The organism is Streptomyces sp. NPDC088194 (assembly GCF_040702025.1).
In the GTDB taxonomy this organism is placed as follows: domain Bacteria; phylum Actinomycetota; class Actinomycetes; order Streptomycetales; family Streptomycetaceae; genus Actinacidiphila.
In genome coordinates this window covers 63,160-81,646 of sequence record NZ_JBFBIV010000023.1, presented here as the reverse complement: position 1 = coordinate 81,646, position 18,487 = coordinate 63,160, and the positions used below count along the sequence as shown (strand labels likewise).

The 18,487-nt window shown below is 71.3% G+C and carries 14 protein-coding genes; 9 read left to right on the top strand and 5 right to left on the bottom strand.

Going from position 1 to position 18,487, the window contains the following annotated elements:
* The first annotated feature begins 349 nt into the window (after positions 1 to 349).
* Together AB0399_RS15335 and AB0399_RS15330 are read left to right on the top strand one after the other, a co-directional pair.
* A complete protein-coding gene (locus AB0399_RS15335; RefSeq protein ID WP_366411592.1) occupies positions 350 to 1,411 on the top strand; it encodes a MoxR family ATPase in 1,062 nt (353 codons plus the stop codon).
* Positions 1,408 to 3,210 carry a VWA-like domain-containing protein gene (locus AB0399_RS15330; protein ID WP_366411591.1) on the top strand — a complete coding sequence of 601 codons (1,803 nt, stop codon included), beginning with the start codon at positions 1,408 to 1,410 and terminating at the stop codon, positions 3,208 to 3,210. Before AB0399_RS15335 ends, AB0399_RS15330 begins: the two co-directional genes overlap by 4 nt.
* A 402-nt stretch (positions 3,211 to 3,612) precedes the next feature.
* Here AB0399_RS15330 and AB0399_RS15325 read toward each other — a convergent pair whose 3' ends face one another.
* The 4 genes from AB0399_RS15325 to tdh form a co-directional block, all read right to left on the bottom strand.
* The gene (locus AB0399_RS15325) at positions 3,613 to 4,419 is read right to left on the bottom strand and encodes a DUF6461 domain-containing protein (protein ID WP_366411590.1); all 807 of its coding nucleotides are present in this window, start codon (positions 4,417 to 4,419) and stop codon (positions 3,613 to 3,615) included.
* Positions 4,420 to 4,522: 103 nt separating this feature from the next.
* Positions 4,523 to 5,443, bottom strand: a complete 921-nt coding sequence (locus AB0399_RS15320) for a LysR family transcriptional regulator (protein ID WP_366411589.1) — start codon at positions 5,441 to 5,443, stop codon at positions 4,523 to 4,525.
* Positions 5,444 to 5,447: 4 nt separating this feature from the next.
* On the bottom strand, positions 5,448 to 6,659 hold the full coding sequence (locus tag AB0399_RS15315) for a glycine C-acetyltransferase (protein WP_366411588.1): 1,212 nt from the start codon (positions 6,657 to 6,659) through the stop codon (positions 5,448 to 5,450).
* A gap of 129 nt (positions 6,660 to 6,788) precedes the next feature.
* On the bottom strand, positions 6,789 to 7,817 hold the full coding sequence (tdh, locus tag AB0399_RS15310) for an L-threonine 3-dehydrogenase (RefSeq protein ID WP_329373318.1): 1,029 nt from the start codon (positions 7,815 to 7,817) through the stop codon (positions 6,789 to 6,791).
* 436 nt (positions 7,818 to 8,253) lie between these two features.
* On the opposite strand from tdh, the gene AB0399_RS15305 reads away from it, so the two are divergent.
* The 7 genes from AB0399_RS15305 (at position 8,254) to AB0399_RS15275 (ending at position 17,170) form a co-directional block, all read left to right on the top strand.
* Entirely contained in the window at positions 8,254 to 10,389 is a 2,136-nt protein-coding gene (locus tag AB0399_RS15305) for an ROK family protein (RefSeq protein ID WP_366411587.1), read from the top strand.
* A gap of 26 nt (positions 10,390 to 10,415) precedes the next feature.
* On the top strand, positions 10,416 to 11,312 hold the full coding sequence (locus tag AB0399_RS15300) for an ABC transporter permease (protein WP_329374575.1): 897 nt from the start codon (positions 10,416 to 10,418) through the stop codon (positions 11,310 to 11,312).
* Positions 11,305 to 12,231, top strand: coding sequence for an ABC transporter permease (locus tag AB0399_RS15295; RefSeq protein ID WP_329373314.1), 927 nt, complete (start codon positions 11,305 to 11,307; stop codon positions 12,229 to 12,231). Before AB0399_RS15300 ends, AB0399_RS15295 begins: the two co-directional genes overlap by 8 nt.
* A complete protein-coding gene (locus AB0399_RS15290) occupies positions 12,231 to 13,232 on the top strand; it encodes an ABC transporter ATP-binding protein (protein WP_366411586.1) in 1,002 nt (333 codons plus the stop codon). The genes AB0399_RS15295 and AB0399_RS15290 overlap by 1 nt, the downstream gene beginning before the upstream one ends.
* Positions 13,207 to 14,223: an ABC transporter ATP-binding protein gene (locus AB0399_RS15285; protein ID WP_329373309.1), complete on the top strand. Its 1,017-nt coding sequence runs from the start codon at positions 13,207 to 13,209 to the stop codon at positions 14,221 to 14,223. Before AB0399_RS15290 ends, AB0399_RS15285 begins: the two co-directional genes overlap by 26 nt.
* A gap of 60 nt (positions 14,224 to 14,283) precedes the next feature.
* Positions 14,284 to 15,879, top strand: a complete 1,596-nt coding sequence (locus AB0399_RS15280) for an ABC transporter substrate-binding protein (RefSeq protein WP_366411585.1) — start codon at positions 14,284 to 14,286, stop codon at positions 15,877 to 15,879.
* Between the two features lie 100 nt (positions 15,880 to 15,979).
* Positions 15,980 to 17,170 carry a Gfo/Idh/MocA family oxidoreductase gene (locus AB0399_RS15275; protein ID WP_329373305.1) on the top strand — a complete coding sequence of 397 codons (1,191 nt, stop codon included), beginning with the start codon at positions 15,980 to 15,982 and terminating at the stop codon, positions 17,168 to 17,170.
* A gap of 78 nt (positions 17,171 to 17,248) precedes the next feature.
* On the opposite strand, the gene AB0399_RS15270 is transcribed toward AB0399_RS15275, so the two are convergent.
* Positions 17,249 to 18,343 carry a DUF4037 domain-containing protein gene (locus AB0399_RS15270; RefSeq protein WP_366411584.1) on the bottom strand — a complete coding sequence of 365 codons (1,095 nt, stop codon included), beginning with the start codon at positions 18,341 to 18,343 and terminating at the stop codon, positions 17,249 to 17,251.
* Positions 18,344 to 18,487: the final 144 nt, after the last annotated feature.

Below are 18,487 nucleotides of genomic sequence, written 5' to 3'. Positions count from 1 at the left end.
GAGCAGGGCCAGGGCACACAGCATCCAGGCCAGCACGCGGCGAGGGAGACGGGTGCGCGCGGAGGCGGGGGCGGGGTCTTCGGGGTGGTTGGCAACGGGAGTGGGGGGCGGCATGACTTCCTCTCCGGCTTGGCGCGCGAGAGTGGCCGGACGTGGCCGTGAATTCACCGCAACGCGCCGTTGACAGGGTGGAAACGAAGCTATCCGCGCTCCCCACGTGCGTCGATCGCGTCTTTCGGAACACCCGTATCCGTGTGGCGAATAGCGGCCCTGGAAAACGAGGTGCGACTGCCCTCGCCGCCCCCGTACGCTGGGCGAACAGAAAATCCCCGGCGGAGGAGCCAACCGCTTGCAGGCCGCGATAACCGTCACGCCCACCCAGATCCCGGACCTCCTCCTGGGCCTCGCCACGGTCCGCCCGGTATTCCTCTGGGGCGCCCCCGGCATCGGGAAGTCCTCCCTGGTGAGGAAGTTCGCCGACTCCCTGGGCCTTGAGTGCGTAAGCCTGCTGGGCACGCAGCTCGCCCCTGAAGACCTGATCGGCGTGCCGCAGATCCGCGACGGCCGCTCCGTGTTCTGCCCGCCGGAGGCGATCGCCCGCGACGAGCCGTACTGCCTCTTCCTGGACGAGCTCAACGCCGCGACCCCGGATGTGCAGAAGGCGTTCTACTCTCTCATCCTCGACCGCCGGATCGGCAACTACGAACTCCCGGCAGGCTCGATCGTGATCGGCGCCGGCAACCGCGCCACCGACAACGCCCTGGCACGCCCCATCGCCTCCGCACTCGTCAACCGCCTCACCCACGTCCACCTGCGTGCCTCGGCCACCGACTGGCTGGTGTGGGCGGGCGAGAACGGCATCCACCCCTGGGTGGTGGACTACCTCTCCGACCGGCCCGACCACCTGTGGTCGCAGCCGCCCAAGACCGAGGAGCCGTTCTCCACGCCCCGCTCCTGGCACATGCTCTCCGACGCGCTGCACTCCTTCGGGCCGGCGCTGGACGAGGAGACGCTGAAGGTCGTGGCTCACGGGACGCTGACCCCCGCCCACGCCGTCTCCTTCTGCGGGTACGCCAAGATCGTGCGACACACCTACGGCATCGAGGCGATCATCAAGGGAGACGCCTCCTGGCCCCGCCGCATCGAAGACCGCGACCTGCTCTACTACCTCGCCGAGGCGTTCCGGGGGCGGCTCGTCAAGGAGCTCCCGGCCCGGCGCGAGCACGCCTCGGCCGCCGTGCGCGAGACCGCCTACCGCGCCAAGTCGCTGCTCGTCCAGCTCGCCGAGATCTCCGTCGAGGTCGCCCAGACCGTCATCGCCGAGGACGCCGACGGCAACCCGGTGCTGCCCGCCTGGTTCCTGGTGGAGGCCGCCCGCGACATGCCGCGCCTGGTCGAGGCCCGGCGTTGAGCCGGTCCCGCAAGCAGGGCGCAGACCGCCCCGACCCGGCCGCCGAGGCTTTCGCCGCCGGCGTGGACCTGGTGGGCCGCAACCCCGCCCTCGCAGCCATCGACGCCGACTTCGTCCGCGCCCAAGGCAACGCCGACGCCCCGGGCCAGGGCCTCGTCCGGGCGGACTCCAATGGGCGGGTGAACGTCCACCCCACCCGCCGAGCCGAACCCGGCGAGTGGGCCTGGGCGCTCGCCCATGCCCTCCTCCACCTCGGCTTCGGCCACCTCCCCGCCGCCAAGGAGCCCCGCGAGCAGCCCGACCGCTTCGACCTCGCCGCCCGCTGCACCGTCGTCAACCGTTTCCTCACCACCTTCCCCATCGGCACCACCCCCGACCACCTCCCCACGAGTTACCCCGACGGCGACGAGGAGCAGCTCGCCGCCCGCTGGCGTAAGACCGGCGTCCCGGCCGCCTACGAGCGGTGCGGCACCGCGGACGGCGAACCCGACCAGTTGCTGGTCCAGTGGCCGCACTGGAACACCGTCCTGCCCGACCGGCAACTCGCCTTCGCGTACGCCCTGACCCGTACGGTCTCCGCCGCGATGGACGTCGCGGGTGGCCGCCGGGACCGGCTCACCGGTGAGCGCGTCGCCCAGCGTCCCTGGGATCGCGCCCTCAACTGGTTCGTCTCGTCCTACCCGCTGCTCGGCGGCCTCGCGGCCGGACTGACCGTCGTCGCCGACGCCGAACTCGCCCGCGTGCACGACATCTCCGTGGCCGCCGTGGACGCCACCGCCGGCGAGATCTACATCAACCCGCTCAAGCGGTTCACGGACGAGGAGTGGCGGTTCATCCTCGCCCACGAGATGCTGCACGCCGCGTTGCGCCACGGCGGGCGCCGCGGCTCCCGCGACCACTATCTCTTCAACGTCGCCGCCGACTACGTCATCAACGGCTGGCTGACGGAGATGAGCGTCGGCGCGATGCCCGAAGGGCTGTTGTACGACGCCGAGTTGAAGGGTCTGTCGACCGAGGAGGTGTACGACCGGATCACCACCGGGCTGCGACGTGGCCGGCGCCTTGCGACCCTGCGCGGCAAGGGCGCCGGCGACATCCTGGGCGAACCACTGCCCGGCCGTCCCGCCGACCCCGTCGACCTCGACGAGTTCTACCGGCGCGCCCTCGTCCAGGGCCACCAGCTGCACACCGACCGACAGCGTGGCCTGCTACCGGCCGGACTGATCCAGGAGATCCGCGCGCTCGCCCACCCGCCCGTCCCGTGGGATGCCCAACTGGCGCGCTGGTTCGACGAGTTCGTGCCGCGGCCCGAGCTGGTACGCAGCTACTCCCGGCCCGCCCGGCGCCAGGCCTCGACCCCCGACATCCCGCGCGCGGGCCGCTCCTTCCCGCCCGAGGAGGTCGCCCGCTGCACCTTCGGCGTCGTCCTGGACACCTCGGGCTCGATGTCCGGCCCGCTGCTCGCCAAGGCACTGGGCGCGATCGCCTCCTACGCCGAGGCGCGCGACGTGCCGGCCGCCCGGGTGGTGTTCTGTGACGCCGCCGCCTACGACGCCGGGTACCTGGCGCCAACGGAGATCGCCGGGCGGGTACGGGTCAGGGGACGCGGCGGCACGGTCCTGCAACCCGGCATCGACCTGCTGCAGCGGGCCGACGACTTCCCGCCGACGGCCCCCGTCCTGGTGATCACCGACGGCTGGTGCGACGTGCTGCGGGTCCGCCGCGAGCACGCCTACCTGATCCCGGAGGGCGCGGGGCTGCCTTTCACCCCGCGCGGACCGGTCTTCCGGGTGCGCTGACCGGCAGGGCCGCTTCACCGCAAGGGCTCCCCGCAACGTCACCTGGCCCGCTTCGCCGGTCCCTTCTCAGCCCGCGCGGTCTGGGGTGCCGCCGCCGGTGTGGTCGTGGAGGTGGCGCTCTCGCCTTACCAGGCAGGGCTGGTGACGAAGTGGGTGTCGTAACGGTGTTGCCCGGTGAGCAGGCTGTCGCGGCCGGCTTCGCCCCGGCGGGCGGGCGGCCACCCTCCGGCCGGCGCGGTTCGGCGGCGGTACCCGCCGGTCGGCTGTGCTGGGGCGCCGCCCCCGTCTCGACCCGTCCGGCCGCGACCTGCCGGCGCCGGCGCCGGCGCCGGCCTCCGACCAGCGCTCCGCCGCATGGTCGGCTCCGCGGCCAACCCCCGAGGGGCTTCCGGAGCCGACCGCTCAGACCGTGTCCTCCGGGGCGGAGAGGGGGTCGATCCTCGGGTGGTCGGCCTCCGCGCGGCGGCGGGAGGCGGCTTCCTCGATCCGGGCACGGGTGAACTTCCGGTAGAAGCGCTCGCCGTGGGCGTCGGTGATGTCGACGACGACGGTGGTCCACTCCTCGGCGGGCTCGTCGGGGACGAGCCCGAGCCGGTAGTGCGCGTCCCGGAGCACTTCCTCCGTCAGCCGGACGCCGGTGAGCCGCTCGGTCAGGGCGAGGACCGCCGCCTTGTCGTCGGTGCCGCCGCTCCTGCGGTCCTCGTCCCGGAGGTCGCAGCCGACCTCGCGCATCATCGGGAGGAGGGCGTCGGGGGTGCTGCCGCTTCTGAACGTGGGCCCTTCGAAGGTGGTGCGCAGCTCCCCGTCCTCGTACCAGGAGAAGCCGTTGATGGGCTTGCCGCCGTTGCGGGAGTGCTCCACGGCCCGGCCCCCCGCCGAGAGGGCCTTCATGAAGCGCGGCTGGATGCCCGTGCCGCCCCGTGCGAGTTCCCAGACGAGTGTCCAGTCGTCGTCCTCCCCCGGCACGGTGAACGCGCCGGCGAGGAAGGAGCTGTCCGAGTGGTCCAGCTGGTCGCACAGCTCGTCCTGAAGCTGGATCAGCTCCTCGACCCCCGCGCATGTGCCCTGCGGCTCCGCGCCCATGACCCGCAGCACCTCCTCCGGGGGCACGCCCCGCACCAGGGCCAGGCTGTAGCCGCACTCCAGCGCGTGGCCGAAGAGCGGGGAGGAATGTATCCAGGCGTAGTCCTGCGCGGTCACCGAAGTCATGGGCCGATTCTGACCGCTGCCACCGACAGTGCGGCCCTCCCCGCCGACCCGTGGCATCAAGGCGCCCTGACGCGACCGCCTGTGGCGCGGCGCCTCGCGCCGGTCAGTCCGCGTCGGGGCTCGCCGTGGCGGCTGCCTCCTGGAGTTCCGAGAGGACCGGGCGGATCAGGGGGTGCTGCTCGGCGCCGCGCCGGACCGCGGCGAAGACCCGGCGGGTGGCGGGGCTGCCGGCGACGGGGCGGATCACGACGTCGGGCAGGTGCACCCCGCGCAGCGCGGAGCGCGGCACCAGCGCGACACCCGCGCCGACCCCGACCAGCGCGGCGACCGCGCGGAAGTCGTCGGACGAGTGCGCGACGCGGGGCTGGAAGCCCGCCAGCTCGCAGGCGAGGGTGACCACGTCGTGGCAGGGGTTGCCCGGGTAGGGGCTGATCCAGTACTCGTCGGCGAGGTCCTCGACCCGGACCCGCTCGCAGTCGTACAGCCGGTGGCCGCGCGGCAGGACCGCGTCGAAGGGCTCGGCGTACAGGGCCACCCGGGACAGCCGCTGGTCGTCGTCGCGCGGCGCACCGCGGTACTCGACCGCGACCGCGACATCCGCGTGCCCGTCCAGCACCATGGCCAGGCTCTCGTCGCCCTCGGCGTCGCGCACGCGGACCCGGATGCCCGGGGACGACAGCGTCAGCGCGGCCATCGCCCGGGCCAGCACGGTGGTGATGCCTGTGGCGAAGGACACCACGGTCACGGTGCCGGCCGCCCCGCCCGCGTAGGCGGCGAGCTCGGCCTCGGCCCGCTCCAGCTGGGCCAGCACGGTGCTGCTGTGCGCGACCAGGATCTCCCCGGCGGCGGTCAGCCGGACCCCGCGGCCGTCACGCACCAGCAGCTGGTGGCCGACCTCGGCCTCCAGTGCCGCGAGTTGCTGCGAGACCGCGGAGGGGGTCAGGTACAGCACGGCGGCCGCGGCGGTCACCGTACGGTGGTCCGCCACGGCCCGCAGGGTTCGCAGCCGGCGCGTATCGATCACCTGGTCATCCTGCCAGGGACTCCCGGGCGGCCACGAATGCCGCGACGGCCCGCTCGACGTCCTCGGCGGAGTGGCTCGCGGACAGCTGCACCCTGATCCGGGCCTTGCCGTGCGGCACCACCGGGTAGGAGAAGCCGATCGCGTAGACGGAGTGCTCCAGCAGCAGGTCGGCCAGCCGCCCGGCCTGTTCGGCGTCGCCGATCATGACCGGGACGATCGGGTGGCCGCCCGGCGCGAGCTCGAAGCCCTCGTGGGTCATCCGCTCCCGGAACAGCGCGGTGTTCTCCTGGAGCCGGGCCCGCAGCAGCGGTCCCGGGCCCGCCTCGGAGTCGTCCTCCAGCAGGTCGAGCACCTTCAGGGAGGCGGCCGCGATCACCGGGGCGAGGGAGTTGGAGAACAGGTACGGCCGGGAGCGCTGGCGCAGCAGCGCCACGATCTCGGCGCGGGCGGCGACGTAGCCGCCGGAGGCGCCGCCGAGCGCCTTGCCGAGGGTGCCGGTGAGGATGTCGATCCGGTCCATCACGCCGTGCAGTTCGTGGGTGCCGCGCCCGCCGGGGCCGACGAAGCCCACCGCGTGCGAGTCGTCCACCATCACCATGGCCCCGTAGCGGTCGGCCAGGTCGCAGATCTCGTCCAGCGGGGCGACGAAGCCGTCCATGGAGAACACGCCGTCGGTGACGATCAGCTTGCGGCGCGCGTCACCCGCCTCCTTGAGCCGCTGCTCCAGCTCGGCCATGTCCCGGTTGGCGTAGCGCAGCCGGCGGGCCTTGGACAGCCGGATGCCGTCGATGATGCTGGCGTGGTTGAGCGCGTCGGAGATCACCGCGTCCCGCTCGTCCAGCAGCGTCTCGAAGACGCCGCCGTTGGCGTCGAAGCACGAGCTGTACAGGATCGTGTCCTCCATGCCGAGGAACGCCGACAGCCGGGACTCCAGTTCCTTGTGCACCTCCTGGGTGCCGCAGATGAACCGCACGGAGGCCATGCCGTATCCCCAGCGGTCCAGCGCGTCCTTCGCCGCGGCCACCACGTCGGGGTGGTCGGCCAGGCCCAGGTAGTTGTTGGCGCAGAAGTTCAGCACCTCGCCGGGGCGGCCGCCCGCGGTCACCTCGACGGTGGCGCTCTGCGGTGTGCCGATGACGCGCTCGGGCTTGTGCAGACCGGCGGTGCGGATCTCGTCGAGGGTGGCGCGCAGATCCGCGCGGACGGAGTCGAGCATCGGGAGGGTCTCCTTGAGGCGAGGGGCGGGAGCCGGGGGCGAGGGGGCAAGTGCGGGTGCGGGTCCCGGAGTTCGGGACATGGCGCGGTGCGGGTACGGCGGGCGGCGCGGGACGTACGGCCGGAGCGCTCAGGCGGTCCAGTCGAGGATGACCTTGCCGCAGCGCCCGCTCGCCGCGTCGTCGAACGCCTCGTCGAAGTCCTGGTACGAGTAGCGGCCGGTGATCACCGGGCTGAGGTCGAGACCCCCTTCGAGCAGCACCGACATGGCGTACCAGGTCTCGTACATCTCCCGCCCGTAGATCCCCTTGAGGGTGATCATCGACGTGACGATCCGGGCGAAGTCGACGGCGAACTCCTCGGCCGGCAGGCCGAGCAGGGCGATCTTGCCGCCGTGGGTCATGTTCGCCACCATGCTGCGCAGTGCCTCGGGGCGGCCGGACATCTCCAGGCCGACGTCGAAGCCCTCGCGCAGCCCCAGCGCGCGCTGGCCCTCCTCGATCGTGGAGGTGCGCACGTCCACCGCGAGGCTCACCCCGACCCGCTCCGCCAACTCCAGCCGGAACGGGCTGACATCGGTGATCACCACGTTGCGGGCGCCCGCGTGCCGGGCGACCGCAGCCGCCATGATCCCGATCGGGCCGGCCCCGGTGATCAGCACGTCCTCGCCGACGAGCGGGAAGGACAGCGCGGTGTGCACGGCGTTGCCGAACGGGTCGAAGATCGCGGCGACGTCCGGGTCCACCGGCACCCGGTGCACCCACACGTTGGCGGCCGGCAGCGTCACGTACTCGGCGAACGCGCCGTCCCGGCCGATGCCCAGGCCGACGGTGCTGCGGCACAGGTGCCGGCGTCCGGCCAGGCAGTTGCGGCAGGTGCCGCAGACCAGGTGCCCCTCGCCGCTGACCCGGTCGCCCGCGGCGATGCCGGTCACGCCGGGCGCGACCTCGACGACGTCGCCGACGAACTCGTGGCCCAGCACCAGCGGGGTGCGGATCGCCTGCTGCGCCCATCCGTCGTACGCCCGGATGTGCAGGTCGGTGCCGCAGATGCCGGTGCGCAGCACCTTGATCAGGACCTCGCCCGGGCCGAGCGCGGGCTCGGGCACGTCCGTGAGCCACAGGCCGGGCTCCGCCTTCGCTTTCACAAGTGCCTTCACCGGCGGACTCTCCTGAGCTGGGTGGGATCACCGCGACGTGACCGCCGTGGCGATCCCACCTTTCCGCCCCGTGCCGCGCCGGGTCCATCGAGGGTTTCTTAAGCCCCACCCAAGCTGGGCTTCATGATCGCGCCGGCCGAGCGAAATACGGACTATTCACCTCAATATCCTTGAATACGCCCACGCCGCGCGCGGGGGCGAAAACGCGCGGGCGCACACGTCCCAAAACGCCCATGGATTCGCATGTCCGATGATTCACCGCATCGACTCACAAGGGTGTCTTCGCCGCCCCCGCAGCGGAAGTCCACATGCCGGACAGGGTCTTGACCTGCCGAAAGACTGGCCCGAATCTCTTGCGCAACAGCCTTCTTAACCAATATGAAAGCTGCTGTGAAACCCGAGTGTCGGGCAGCCGGCGAAGGCAAGGACGAGAAAAGTGGCGAATTCGGACGGCAAGCGCACGATCGGCTCGCGTGCGCTCTGTATTGCCGCGATCCGGGATCTGGGCCGGGCGACCATCGCCGAGATCGCCGCCCGCGCGCGCCTCTCCAGGCCGACGGTGGAGGCCGCTCTGGCGGACCTCACCTCCGACGGCCTCGTCGAGGCCGAGGCGGACCAGGTCCAGCACGGTGAGACGGGTGGCCGTCCCGCCAGGCAATCGAGGTTCCGCGCCGAGACGGGCGTCGTCGTCGGCGTCGATCTGAGCGCCTCCGAGATGCAGGTCCTGCTCACCGACCTGGCGGGCCGCACCCTCGCGATGGGCTCGTCGGGGCAGCCCACGTGCAGCGACGCGCGGCCCGATCCGAGCCGGGTGGTCTCCGTCGTCGACGACGCCCTCGGTCGGGCCGGCTTCACCCGGGCCGATCTGCGGGCGGTCGGTATCGGCACCGCGGGGCTGGTGACGCCGAGCGGCGAGGCCCTGACATCGCCGGTCAGGTCCTGGAACGGCACCAACCTCCAGGACCGGTTCACGGCGCTGCTGGGCGTCCCCGTGATCGTCGACAACGACCTGTCGCTCGCCGCTGCGGCCGAGTCGTGTTTCGGTGCCCTGGAGGGAGCCGGGACCGGCGTCTACGCGCTCACCTGGCACCATGTCTCGGCTCGGATAACGGTCGACGGCGCGGTGCTTCGCGGGCGCCACAACAGCGCCGGCGAGGTCGGCCTGCTCCGGTCGTTCAGCGACATCGAGTTTCCCGTCGGGCCGCTGAACGAGGCCGTGTCCCAGATCGCGCGGCCGCTGGAGCGGTTGCTCGCGGACCCCACGGACGCGGAAGGCCGCAGGACGCAGCAGGCGCTGGTGTCCGCCATGACCCCGGCCATCGGTGCGCTCGTGCTCGCCGTCGACCCCGACGTGGTCGTGCTGGGGGGCGAACTCGCGCGTTTCGGAGACCTGATCGCCTCGGACCTGGCCACCGCGGTGGGCGAGTTCACCGACGGCGCGGGCGAGCTCGACGTCGTGATCACCCCGACCTCCCTCGGCCGGCACGGGGTGTGTGTCGGCGCCGTTCACCGGGCCTTCGAGAGCTTCTCCGGCGCGATCTACGGCACCGAGGAAGTGGCGCCGCCGCGGGTGGACCCCGACCTCGCCTCCGGCGCCGGGCTCCCCGTGAGCCACCCGCGGATCGCCTTGCTGGACGGCGGCGGGGCGCTGGGCGAAGCGGTCAGGGCGTCACCGCTGGCGAGTGGAGTCCGCAACCACGCCGAGGTGTCCGAGGTAATGGCACTCGGCATCGCACCGGAGCACGTGTTCATCGATCTGCCCGGCCCGGAGCGGGTCGAGGCGGCGAAGGCCGTGCTGGAGCGCGGGATCGGCGTCACGCTCGCGGCGCCGCCGGCCGACTCGCCGGCCGCGCTGGACGAACTGCTGGAGGTGGCCCGGCGGACCGGCGCACCGATGCGCGTCGACCACGCGCCGCGCAGATCTCCGGCGGTCCGTACGCTCAAGCGCTGCGTCGCCGACGGCCTCGTCGGGGACGTCAGCGCCATCTGGTGCCGGCACCTCACCGGGACCGATGTCCACGTGACGGACGATCAGCTCGCTCTCGACGTCGACGTCATCCACTGGCTGTCGGGTGGCACGACTGAGCACCTCAGCGCCGTCGCGTCCCTCCCCCGCCCTGACCGGGCCACCGGTGACGAACCGCGGCTCTCGATGATCGCGTTCGTGCTGGACAACGGTGTGCCGGCCGGCTACATGCGCGGGTGGGGCGCGGGTCCGGATCGGCGCTACTACACCGTCGTCGGGACGACCGGCCGCCTGGAGAGCGACGGCGACCAGGTCTGGCTCACCGCGACCGCAGCGGAGGCCGGAGAGCGGACAGCGGACCCGACCGGGGCCCGCGCCGACCCGTCCGCCCCGCTGCCCCCACCGCCGCCCGAAGACCCGCTGGACGTACGGGCGGTGACGGCCGGCCCCACCCGCTCGGTCCGGGAGGCGCGCGAGGCGATGGCAACGGTGCACGCGATCCGGCTCTCGCTTCTGCGTGACGGCGAGCGCTGCCGTGTCGAGCCGCCCCCCGCGTATCTCGTCACTTACTTCACCAGCACGAACCAGGAGGAACCTCGGTGCTGAGGTACACGATCACGCGAGTGCTGTACATGATCCCGACCGTCATCGGTTCGACGCTCCTGATCTATCTGCTGGTCTTCCTGGTACCCGGTGACCCGGTGCTGGCGCTGGCCGGCGGCAACAAGCGGCTCTCGCCGTCGAGCATCGCCGCGATCCGCAAGCAGTACAACCTGGACGACCCTTTCTTCGTGCAGTACGGGAAGTACCTCGACAACGTGCTGCACGGCAATTTCGGATACGACTTCAACGACAACTCGGTCACCGCGCTGATCAAGACCGCCTTCCCCTACACCTTGGCGCTCGCGCTGTCGGCCTTCGTGTTGAAGATCGTCATCGGTGTGCTGCTGGGGGTCTGGGCCGGGCTGCGCAAGGACGGCATGCCCGAGAAGTTCAACCTGTTCTTCACGGTCGTCTTCCTCGCCGTACCGGGTTTCCTCGTCGCCTACTTCTCCCAGTACCTGATCGGTATCAAGGGGCACCTGCTGCCGATAGCCGGTGTCCAGGCGGGCTACCCGAAGGCGTTCATCATGCCGGCCCTGGTACTGGCGCTGGAGACCGCGGCACCGCTGGCGAGGCTGACCCGGACCAGCCTGGTCGACGTCCTGAAGGCGGACTACATCACGACGGCGCGGGCCAAGGGCGCCTCTCCCGGCCGGGTGATCTGGCTGCACGCCCTACGGAACGCGTTCCTGCCGGTGGTGACCTACCTCGGGCTGAGCCTGGCCAGCCTGCTGGGCGGTTCGGTGCTGATCGAGTCCATCTTCAACCTGCCCGGTCTCGGCGGCACCCTCGCCACCGCGATCTCCCAGCAGCAGGGGCCGGTCGTCGTCGGCGTCTCGGTGTTCCTGCTGCTCTTCTACCTGGTCACCGCCCTGGTGGTCGACCTGCTCTATCCGATCATCGACCCGAGGGTCCGCCATGTCTGATGCCATCGAGGCTCTGGTCGCGACCGGAGCCAAACCCGAGCCGTCCGCTCCCCCGCAGCGCGGCGGGAAGCGCCCCGGGCTGGTGACGCAGGGGCTGCTCCGCACCCGCCGGCAGCCGTTCTTCATCCTGTCCGTGCTCATCATCGCGCTGGTCGCGGCGATGGCCGCCGTACCGGGGCTGTTCACCCACACCGACCCGCGGGACTGCTCCCTCGTCGACTCCCGGCTGGGCCCCCGATCCGGGCATCCGTTCGGCTACGACATGCAGGGCTGCGACTACTTCTCCAACGTCGTCCACGGAGCGCGGATCTCCCTGGAGGTCGGCCTGCTGGTGGCGATCTTCACGTTCTTCATCGCGATGATCGCCGGTGCGCTGGCGGGGTACTTCGGCGGCGCCGTGGACACCGTCATCTCCCGCACCGCCGACATCGTCCTGGGTGTGCCGGTCGGGATCGCCAGCCTGGTAATCCTCTACCAGTTCAAGTCGCGGACGGTGTGGACCATCGTCTTCGTGCTGGTGCTCTTCAGCTGGGCCGGAACGATGCGGTACCTGCGCGGTTCGGTGCTCCAGATCAAGCAGTTGGAGTACGTCCAGGCCGCCCGGGTGCTGGGCGTCCGGCACTGGGGAATCCTGCGCCGGCATGTCATCCCCAACGCGATCACTCCCCTGGTCGTGATGTCGACCCTCAGCGTCGGCGCCGCCATGACGGCCGAGGCGGCCTTCTCCATCCTTGGTGTCGGCATCAAGCTGCCGGCGTTCTCCTGGGGCGTCCAGATCGCGGCGGCCAGTACGGACGGCAACTGGCAGGTCGCCCCGCACCTGATGTTCTTCCCGGCCGGAATGCTCGGCCTGACCACGCTCGCCTTCGTCGTGTTGGGCGAGAACCTGCGTGACGTGCTCGATCCCAGGGGGCGTTGATGAGCAACCCACTGCTCGAGGTCAAGAACCTGGGCATCGAATTCCGCTCCGGCGAGCGCCGGTTGCCGGCCGTCCAGGACCTGAGCTTCAGCATCGCCCGGGGCTCGACCCTGGCCGTGCTGGGCGAGTCCGGATGCGGCAAGAGCATCACCGCCAAGGCGATCATGGGCATCCTGCCGACACCGCCCGCGCGGATCACCGGCGGACAGATCCTGCTCGACGGAACCGACCTGCTGGGCCTGTCGCCCAAGGCGTTCCGCAAGGTGCAGGGGGCCGAGATCGCCATGGTCTTCCAGGACGCGCTGTCGGCGCTGAACCCGGTGGTGCCGGTGGTCCGGCAGATCGCCGAGCTGTACCGCATCCACCGCGGCGCCGGTCGGCGTGACGCGGAGACCGCCGCCATCGACATGATGAAGGCGGTCAAGATCCCGGACGCCGCGAACCGGGCCAGGGACTACCCGTTCCAGTTCTCCGGCGGGATGCGGCAGCGGATCATGATCGCCATGGCGCTGGCCCTGGAGCCCAAGCTCCTCATCGCCGACGAGCCGACCACCGCGCTCGACGTCACCGTCCAGGCGCAGATCCTCGACCTGCTCGCGGAGCTCCAGCAGGAGCGCGACATGAGCCTCATGCTCATCACGCACGACCTCGGCGTCGCCGCCCACATCGCCGAGGATGCCCTGGTGATGTACGCCGGCGGCGCGGTCGAGCAGGCACCGATCGCGGAGCTCCTGGACCGGCCCGCCCACCCGTACACCATCGGCCTGCTCGGCTCGATCCCCGGACCGGAGCACCGGGGCGCGGACCTGCCGACCATCCCGGGACTGCCGCCCCAACTGGCGAACCGGCCGAGCGGATGCGGATTCCACCCCCGCTGCCGGTTCGCCACCGACCTGTGCCGGACCAAGGCTCCGCACGAGCTCCAGGTGTCCGCCGACCGCACGGCAGCGTGCCATCACTGGAAGGAGGCCATGGATGAATACCAGGCTGCTGGCGCTTGAGGACGTCAGGCAGGCGTACAAACCCAAGAGCGCGAAGTTCGGTGCCCGGCAGACGGGCACGGTCCGCGCGGTCGACGGCGTGACGCTGGACGTGGCGCCCGGTGAGACCGTCGGCCTGGTCGGCGAGTCCGGCTGCGGGAAGTCGTCGCTCGCCAAGCTGATCGTCGGGCTGGAGCGGCCGGCGTCAGGGCGCGTGCTCTGGAAAGGACGCGACCTCGCGGAGATGAGCCGCGCGGAGACGAGCGCCTTCCACCGCGGCGTCCAGCTGATCTTCCAGGACCCGTTCGCCTCGCTCGACCCCCGCCGTACGATCCGCGACTCGGTCGCCGAGGGCATCCTCGCCCACAGGCTGTTGCCCAAGCAGCAGATCCCGCAACGGGTCGACGAGCTGCTGGCCGACGTGGGCCTGGACCCGGCACACGCGGACAAGTACCCGCACGAGTGCTCCGGCGGCCAGCTCCAGCGGGTGGGCATCGCCCGGGCCCTGGCGCTCGGCCCCGACCTGCTGGTCTGCGACGAGCCCGTGTCCGCCCTGGACATCTCCGTCCGGGCGCAGGTGCTGAACCTGCTGAACCGGCTCAAGGAGAAGCACGGTCTGACGATCATCTTCATCGCGCACGACCTCGACGTGGTCCAGCACATGTCCGACCGGATCGTCACGATGTACCTCGGGAAGATCGTCGAGGAAGGACCGTGCGACGCGGTCTACGGCACCTCGGCCCACCCGTACACCCGGGCGCTGCTGTCGGCGGTGCCGAAGAGGCTGCCGCCCGGGCACCGGATCGACCGCGTCGTGCTGGAGGGCGATCCGCCGTCGCCGATCGACCCGCCGCCGGGCTGCCCGTTCCACACCCGCTGCTACACCGCCGTCGCCGAGTGCGCCGAGACCCTCCCCGCGCTCACCGAGGTCGGCACCGGCCACCGGGCGGCCTGCCTGCGCGCCGAGGACGTGCGTGCCTCCCGTGTCGGGCTGCCCTACCGGGCTTCCTGACACCTCCGCCTGCCTGGCCCCCTGCTCATACCGGGGTCCGTACCCCTGAGAGGAACCGCATTGAGAGTCGCCAACACCGTCGTCGCCGCAGTCACGGTCCTAGCCGCCTCGGCAGCTCTCACCGGCTGCGGCAGCCTCAACGGCACCTCGGGCGACGGCATCCGGTCGGGTGCCATCACCGCCGTGCAGACGGGGACGATCGCCCGGATCACCGGCCCGCAGAACCCCGGCAGCCAGATCGGCATGGCCCTGTGTGAGGGGCTGACCAGGATCGACGACGCCGGCAAGGTCCAGATGGACGGGGCCCAGAGCGTCAGCAGCCCCGACCAGGTCACCTGGACGATCAAGGTCGCCCCCGGCCGGACCTTCTCCGACGGCACGCCGATCACCGCGCAGACCTGGGTCGACTCCTTCAACTTCACCGCACTCGGTTCCCACGCGATGGCCAGCAACTACGCCTACGAGCACGTGCGGGGGTACCCGGAGCTGAACCCGGCGAAGGGCAAGGCCAAGAGGACCACGCTGTCGGGGCTGAAGGTGATCGACAAGAGCACCTTCACCCTGACCACGGACAGCCCGAACAACGACCTGCCCTACATGCTGGCCACGCTGCCCTTCTGCCCCATGCCGGAGTCGGCGTTCAAGAACCCGATCGCCTACGACAAGAAGCCCGTCACCAACGGCCCCTACGTCCTCACCAAGCTGAACCCGCAGTTCCAGGCGGTGGTGGAGCGGCGCAAGGACTACAAGGGCTGGATACCCGAGGGCGCGGCGAAGAAGATCACGTTCCGGGTCTACAACGACCCCAACACCGCCTACCAGGACGTGGTCGCCGGCAACACCGACGTGCTGCGCAGCCTGCCTCCGGGCCTCGTCGCCCAGGGCAAGAACGCGCTCGGCGACAAGGGCCTGACACCCATCGCCAAGAACACGCTGGAGACCTACATCACCTGGCCGACCTACCTGGACAAGAAGTACCCCAAGGAGGTCCGTGAGGCGTTCTCGATGATCGTCGACCGGGACGCCATCTCCAAGCACCTCTTCCTCGGCTCCAGCCAGGCCGCCCGCTCGCTCATGCCGAACTCGGTGTCCGCCTACCGCCCGGACGCATGCGGCTCGACGTGCGGCTTCGACCCCGCCGGTGCCAAGAAGCTGCTCGAACGGTCGGGCTTCAAGGGCACCATCCCGCTGCTCTACGACTCGTCGGACACCACGTTCGCCGCCGCGGCGCTGGCCATCTCCAACGAGGCGAAGAGGATCGGGCTGAACATCGAGCCGCGGCCCAGGCCGACAGCGGCACTCGGCGCGGACACCAACAACTACGCCCTGGACGGGCCGAGCATCGCCCTGTGGGGATCGTCGTTCCCGAGCGCGTCGGAGTGGGTGGCCTCCGTCATGGTCGACGCCAACTACCGGCTGAAGTACACCAACGCGACGGCGTCCTCGGAGGTCACCCAGGCATGGGCGGCGAAGAGCCCGGCCGACGCCGATCGGCACTGGCGGGCCGCGGAGGACTCGATCCTCGCCGACCAGGTCATCCAGCCCCTGTACTACCAGGTGATGTACATCGCGCACGACGCGTGCCTGAAGCCGCACTCCGCCGGTGGCGACATGCAGATCTACCGCACCCAGATCACCTGCAAGACCAGCAACTGACGCGTATCGCGCGGGTGCGGCGACCGACCGGCCGCCGCACCCGGCGCGTACCCCGGTGGCCGTTCCGGTCACCAAGCTATGCAACGAGGAGTCATCGCACATGGACGCACGCATCGGCATCATCGGTTTCGGCCTCAGGTCGAGCCTGTGGCGCTACGCCCACAACCCGGGGAACGGCTCGCGGGTGGTCGCCGTCTGCGACAGCGACGAGCGCGGCCGCACCGACGCGGTGGAGAAGATCGGCGACGGCGTCCAGGTGACGGCCGACATCGACGAGTTGCTGGCCCTCGATCTCGACGCCGTGATGGTGCTGACCCCCGACCACCTGCACGCCGAGCATGCGGTCCGGACGTTGGAGGCGGGGGTGCCGACGTTCCTGGAAAAGCCGATGGCGATCACCATCGAGAGCGCGGACCTGATCCTGGAGACGGCCTACCGCACCGGGACCCGGCTCTACATCGGGCACAACATGCGGCACATGCCGGTGATCAAGGCCATGCGGGACGCGATCCTGGCCGGCCGGATCGGCCAGGTCAAGGCCGTCTGGTGCCGGCACTTCGTCTCCGCCGGCGGCGACTTCTACTTCAAGGACTGGCACGCCGACCGGACCAAGTCCACCGGGCTGCTGCTGCAGAAGGGCGCCCACGACATCGACATCATCCACTGGCTGGCCGGCGGCTACGCGACGAGCGTGTCGGCCATCGGGTCGTTGAGCGTGTACGGCGACATCACCGATCGGCAGGACAACTCCGGGCGCCGGATGTGGGACTGGTACGACACCAACAACTGGCCGCCCACCGCCCAGCGGGAGTTGGCGCCGAAGATCGACGTCGAGGACATCTCGATGGCGAACCTCGTGCTGCACAACGGCGTGCTCGCCTCGTACCAGCAGTGCCACTTCACGCCTGACTACTGGCGCAACTACACGGTCATCGGCACCGAGGGCCGGCTGGAGAACTTCGGTGACGGTGAGGGCAGCACGATCAAGCTCTGGAACAAGCGTTCCGACGCCTATCGTGAAGAGGCCGACGAGATCATCGAGGTGCCTCCGGCCGAGGGCGGCCACGGCGGGGCCGATCCGATGCTGATCTCCGAGTTCGTCCGATTCGCGGTCGAGGGCGGCCCGACCATGACGTCCCCGGTCGCCGCCCGGCAGTCGGTGGCAGCGGGGATCGCGGGAACGGAGTCGATCCGCGGCGGTGGCGGCGCGGTCCAGGTGCCGCCGATCCCCGCCGAGATCGAGGACTACTTCCTCCGCGACCAGGTCAAGGCCGACCACGCGGGGCTCTAGTGCCGTGGCATCGGGCAGCGCGGAGTACGTCCGCGCTGCCCGCTGCGGGTGCGTAGGGGCGTACGTGCGGGGGACGGGTCAGGACGTCGTGCCCGTGGCGCCGGCCGGTGCGTAGGGGACGTAGGGGACGTGGCGGTGGCGCAGGGCCGCGTTCGGGCTCGCGGTGAGTTCGGTGCTGTCGACGTACTGGTCGACGGCGCCGATCGGGGGCCGGGCGCGCAGGGCGGGGTCGGTGATGGTGGCGGTGAGCGCGTGCGTGAAGCGGTGGGCGTCCAGCACGAGGAACGGGCGGTCGTGGAAGGGCCGGACCGAGGGGTCGAGCGGGTCGGTGAGGGCGAGGGCGTTGTGGAGCGCGGCCGCGGCCTCGTAGGCGGGCGTGAGGTGCCGCTCGCGGGCGCGCCAGGTGCCGGCGGACAGCGCGCCGGTGAGGTGCGGGGTGAGGTCGGCGGCGCAGGGCAGCGCGGCGAAGGCGGTGCCGAGCCACTTGCCGTAGGGCGGGTAGACCCGGTGCATCAGCAGGCACAGCCGCATCAGGTCGCGGACCTGGCGGGCGGCCACCACCGCGGAGCCGAGTTCGTCGCCGACCTCGCCGCAGCGGCCGACGAAGGGCTCCTCCTGCGACAGCCGCATCCACTGGCAGGCGAGAACGTGGCGCCACACGTCGTCCGGGTACCAGGCGAGCTGCTCGCGGTACGCGGCGAGCCGGCCGAGCCCGTCGTGGAAGACGGCGCCGGCGGTGAGTTCGCGCAGGGTCTGGGTCGGCGTCGTCAGCCAGGCGGAGACCGGTACCCCGCCGGCCGGGTCCGCGCCGAGCTGCTCGGCGAAGTACGCGCCCAGGTCGATGACGTCGACCCGGTGCCGGGCCGGCGTCCCAGGCGGGAACTCCCAGCGCACCGGGTGGCCGCCGAACGCCTCGGGCAGTTCGCGCTCCAGCAGCGCGGTGAGATCGGCGGCGCGGGCACGGAAGTCCTCGCCGCCGAGGAAGACCTGCACCCGCGGGCCCCAGGCGTGGTCGGTGGAGCGCTCGGTGTCGTACCCCTGCACCTCGGAGCCGGCGCCGATCAGGCCCGCGGAGTACGGCACCGGTCCCAGCGCGGAGTCCAGCAGCGGCCCGACGATCTCGGCGTGGAACGCCTCGGCGAGCGCGAGTCCCGGTACGAACGATCCCGTCACCCCTCCACCCTCCCAGAGCCCGCCCCCGCCCGGCGACCCGGTTTCCCCACCCCGCCCCGCGCCTCCCCCTCCTCCAAGGGGCCGGGCGCCCTTCACCGATTCCGCGGTGGGCGGGCGGCCCGTCGTGGTCATACGGTGGTGGAG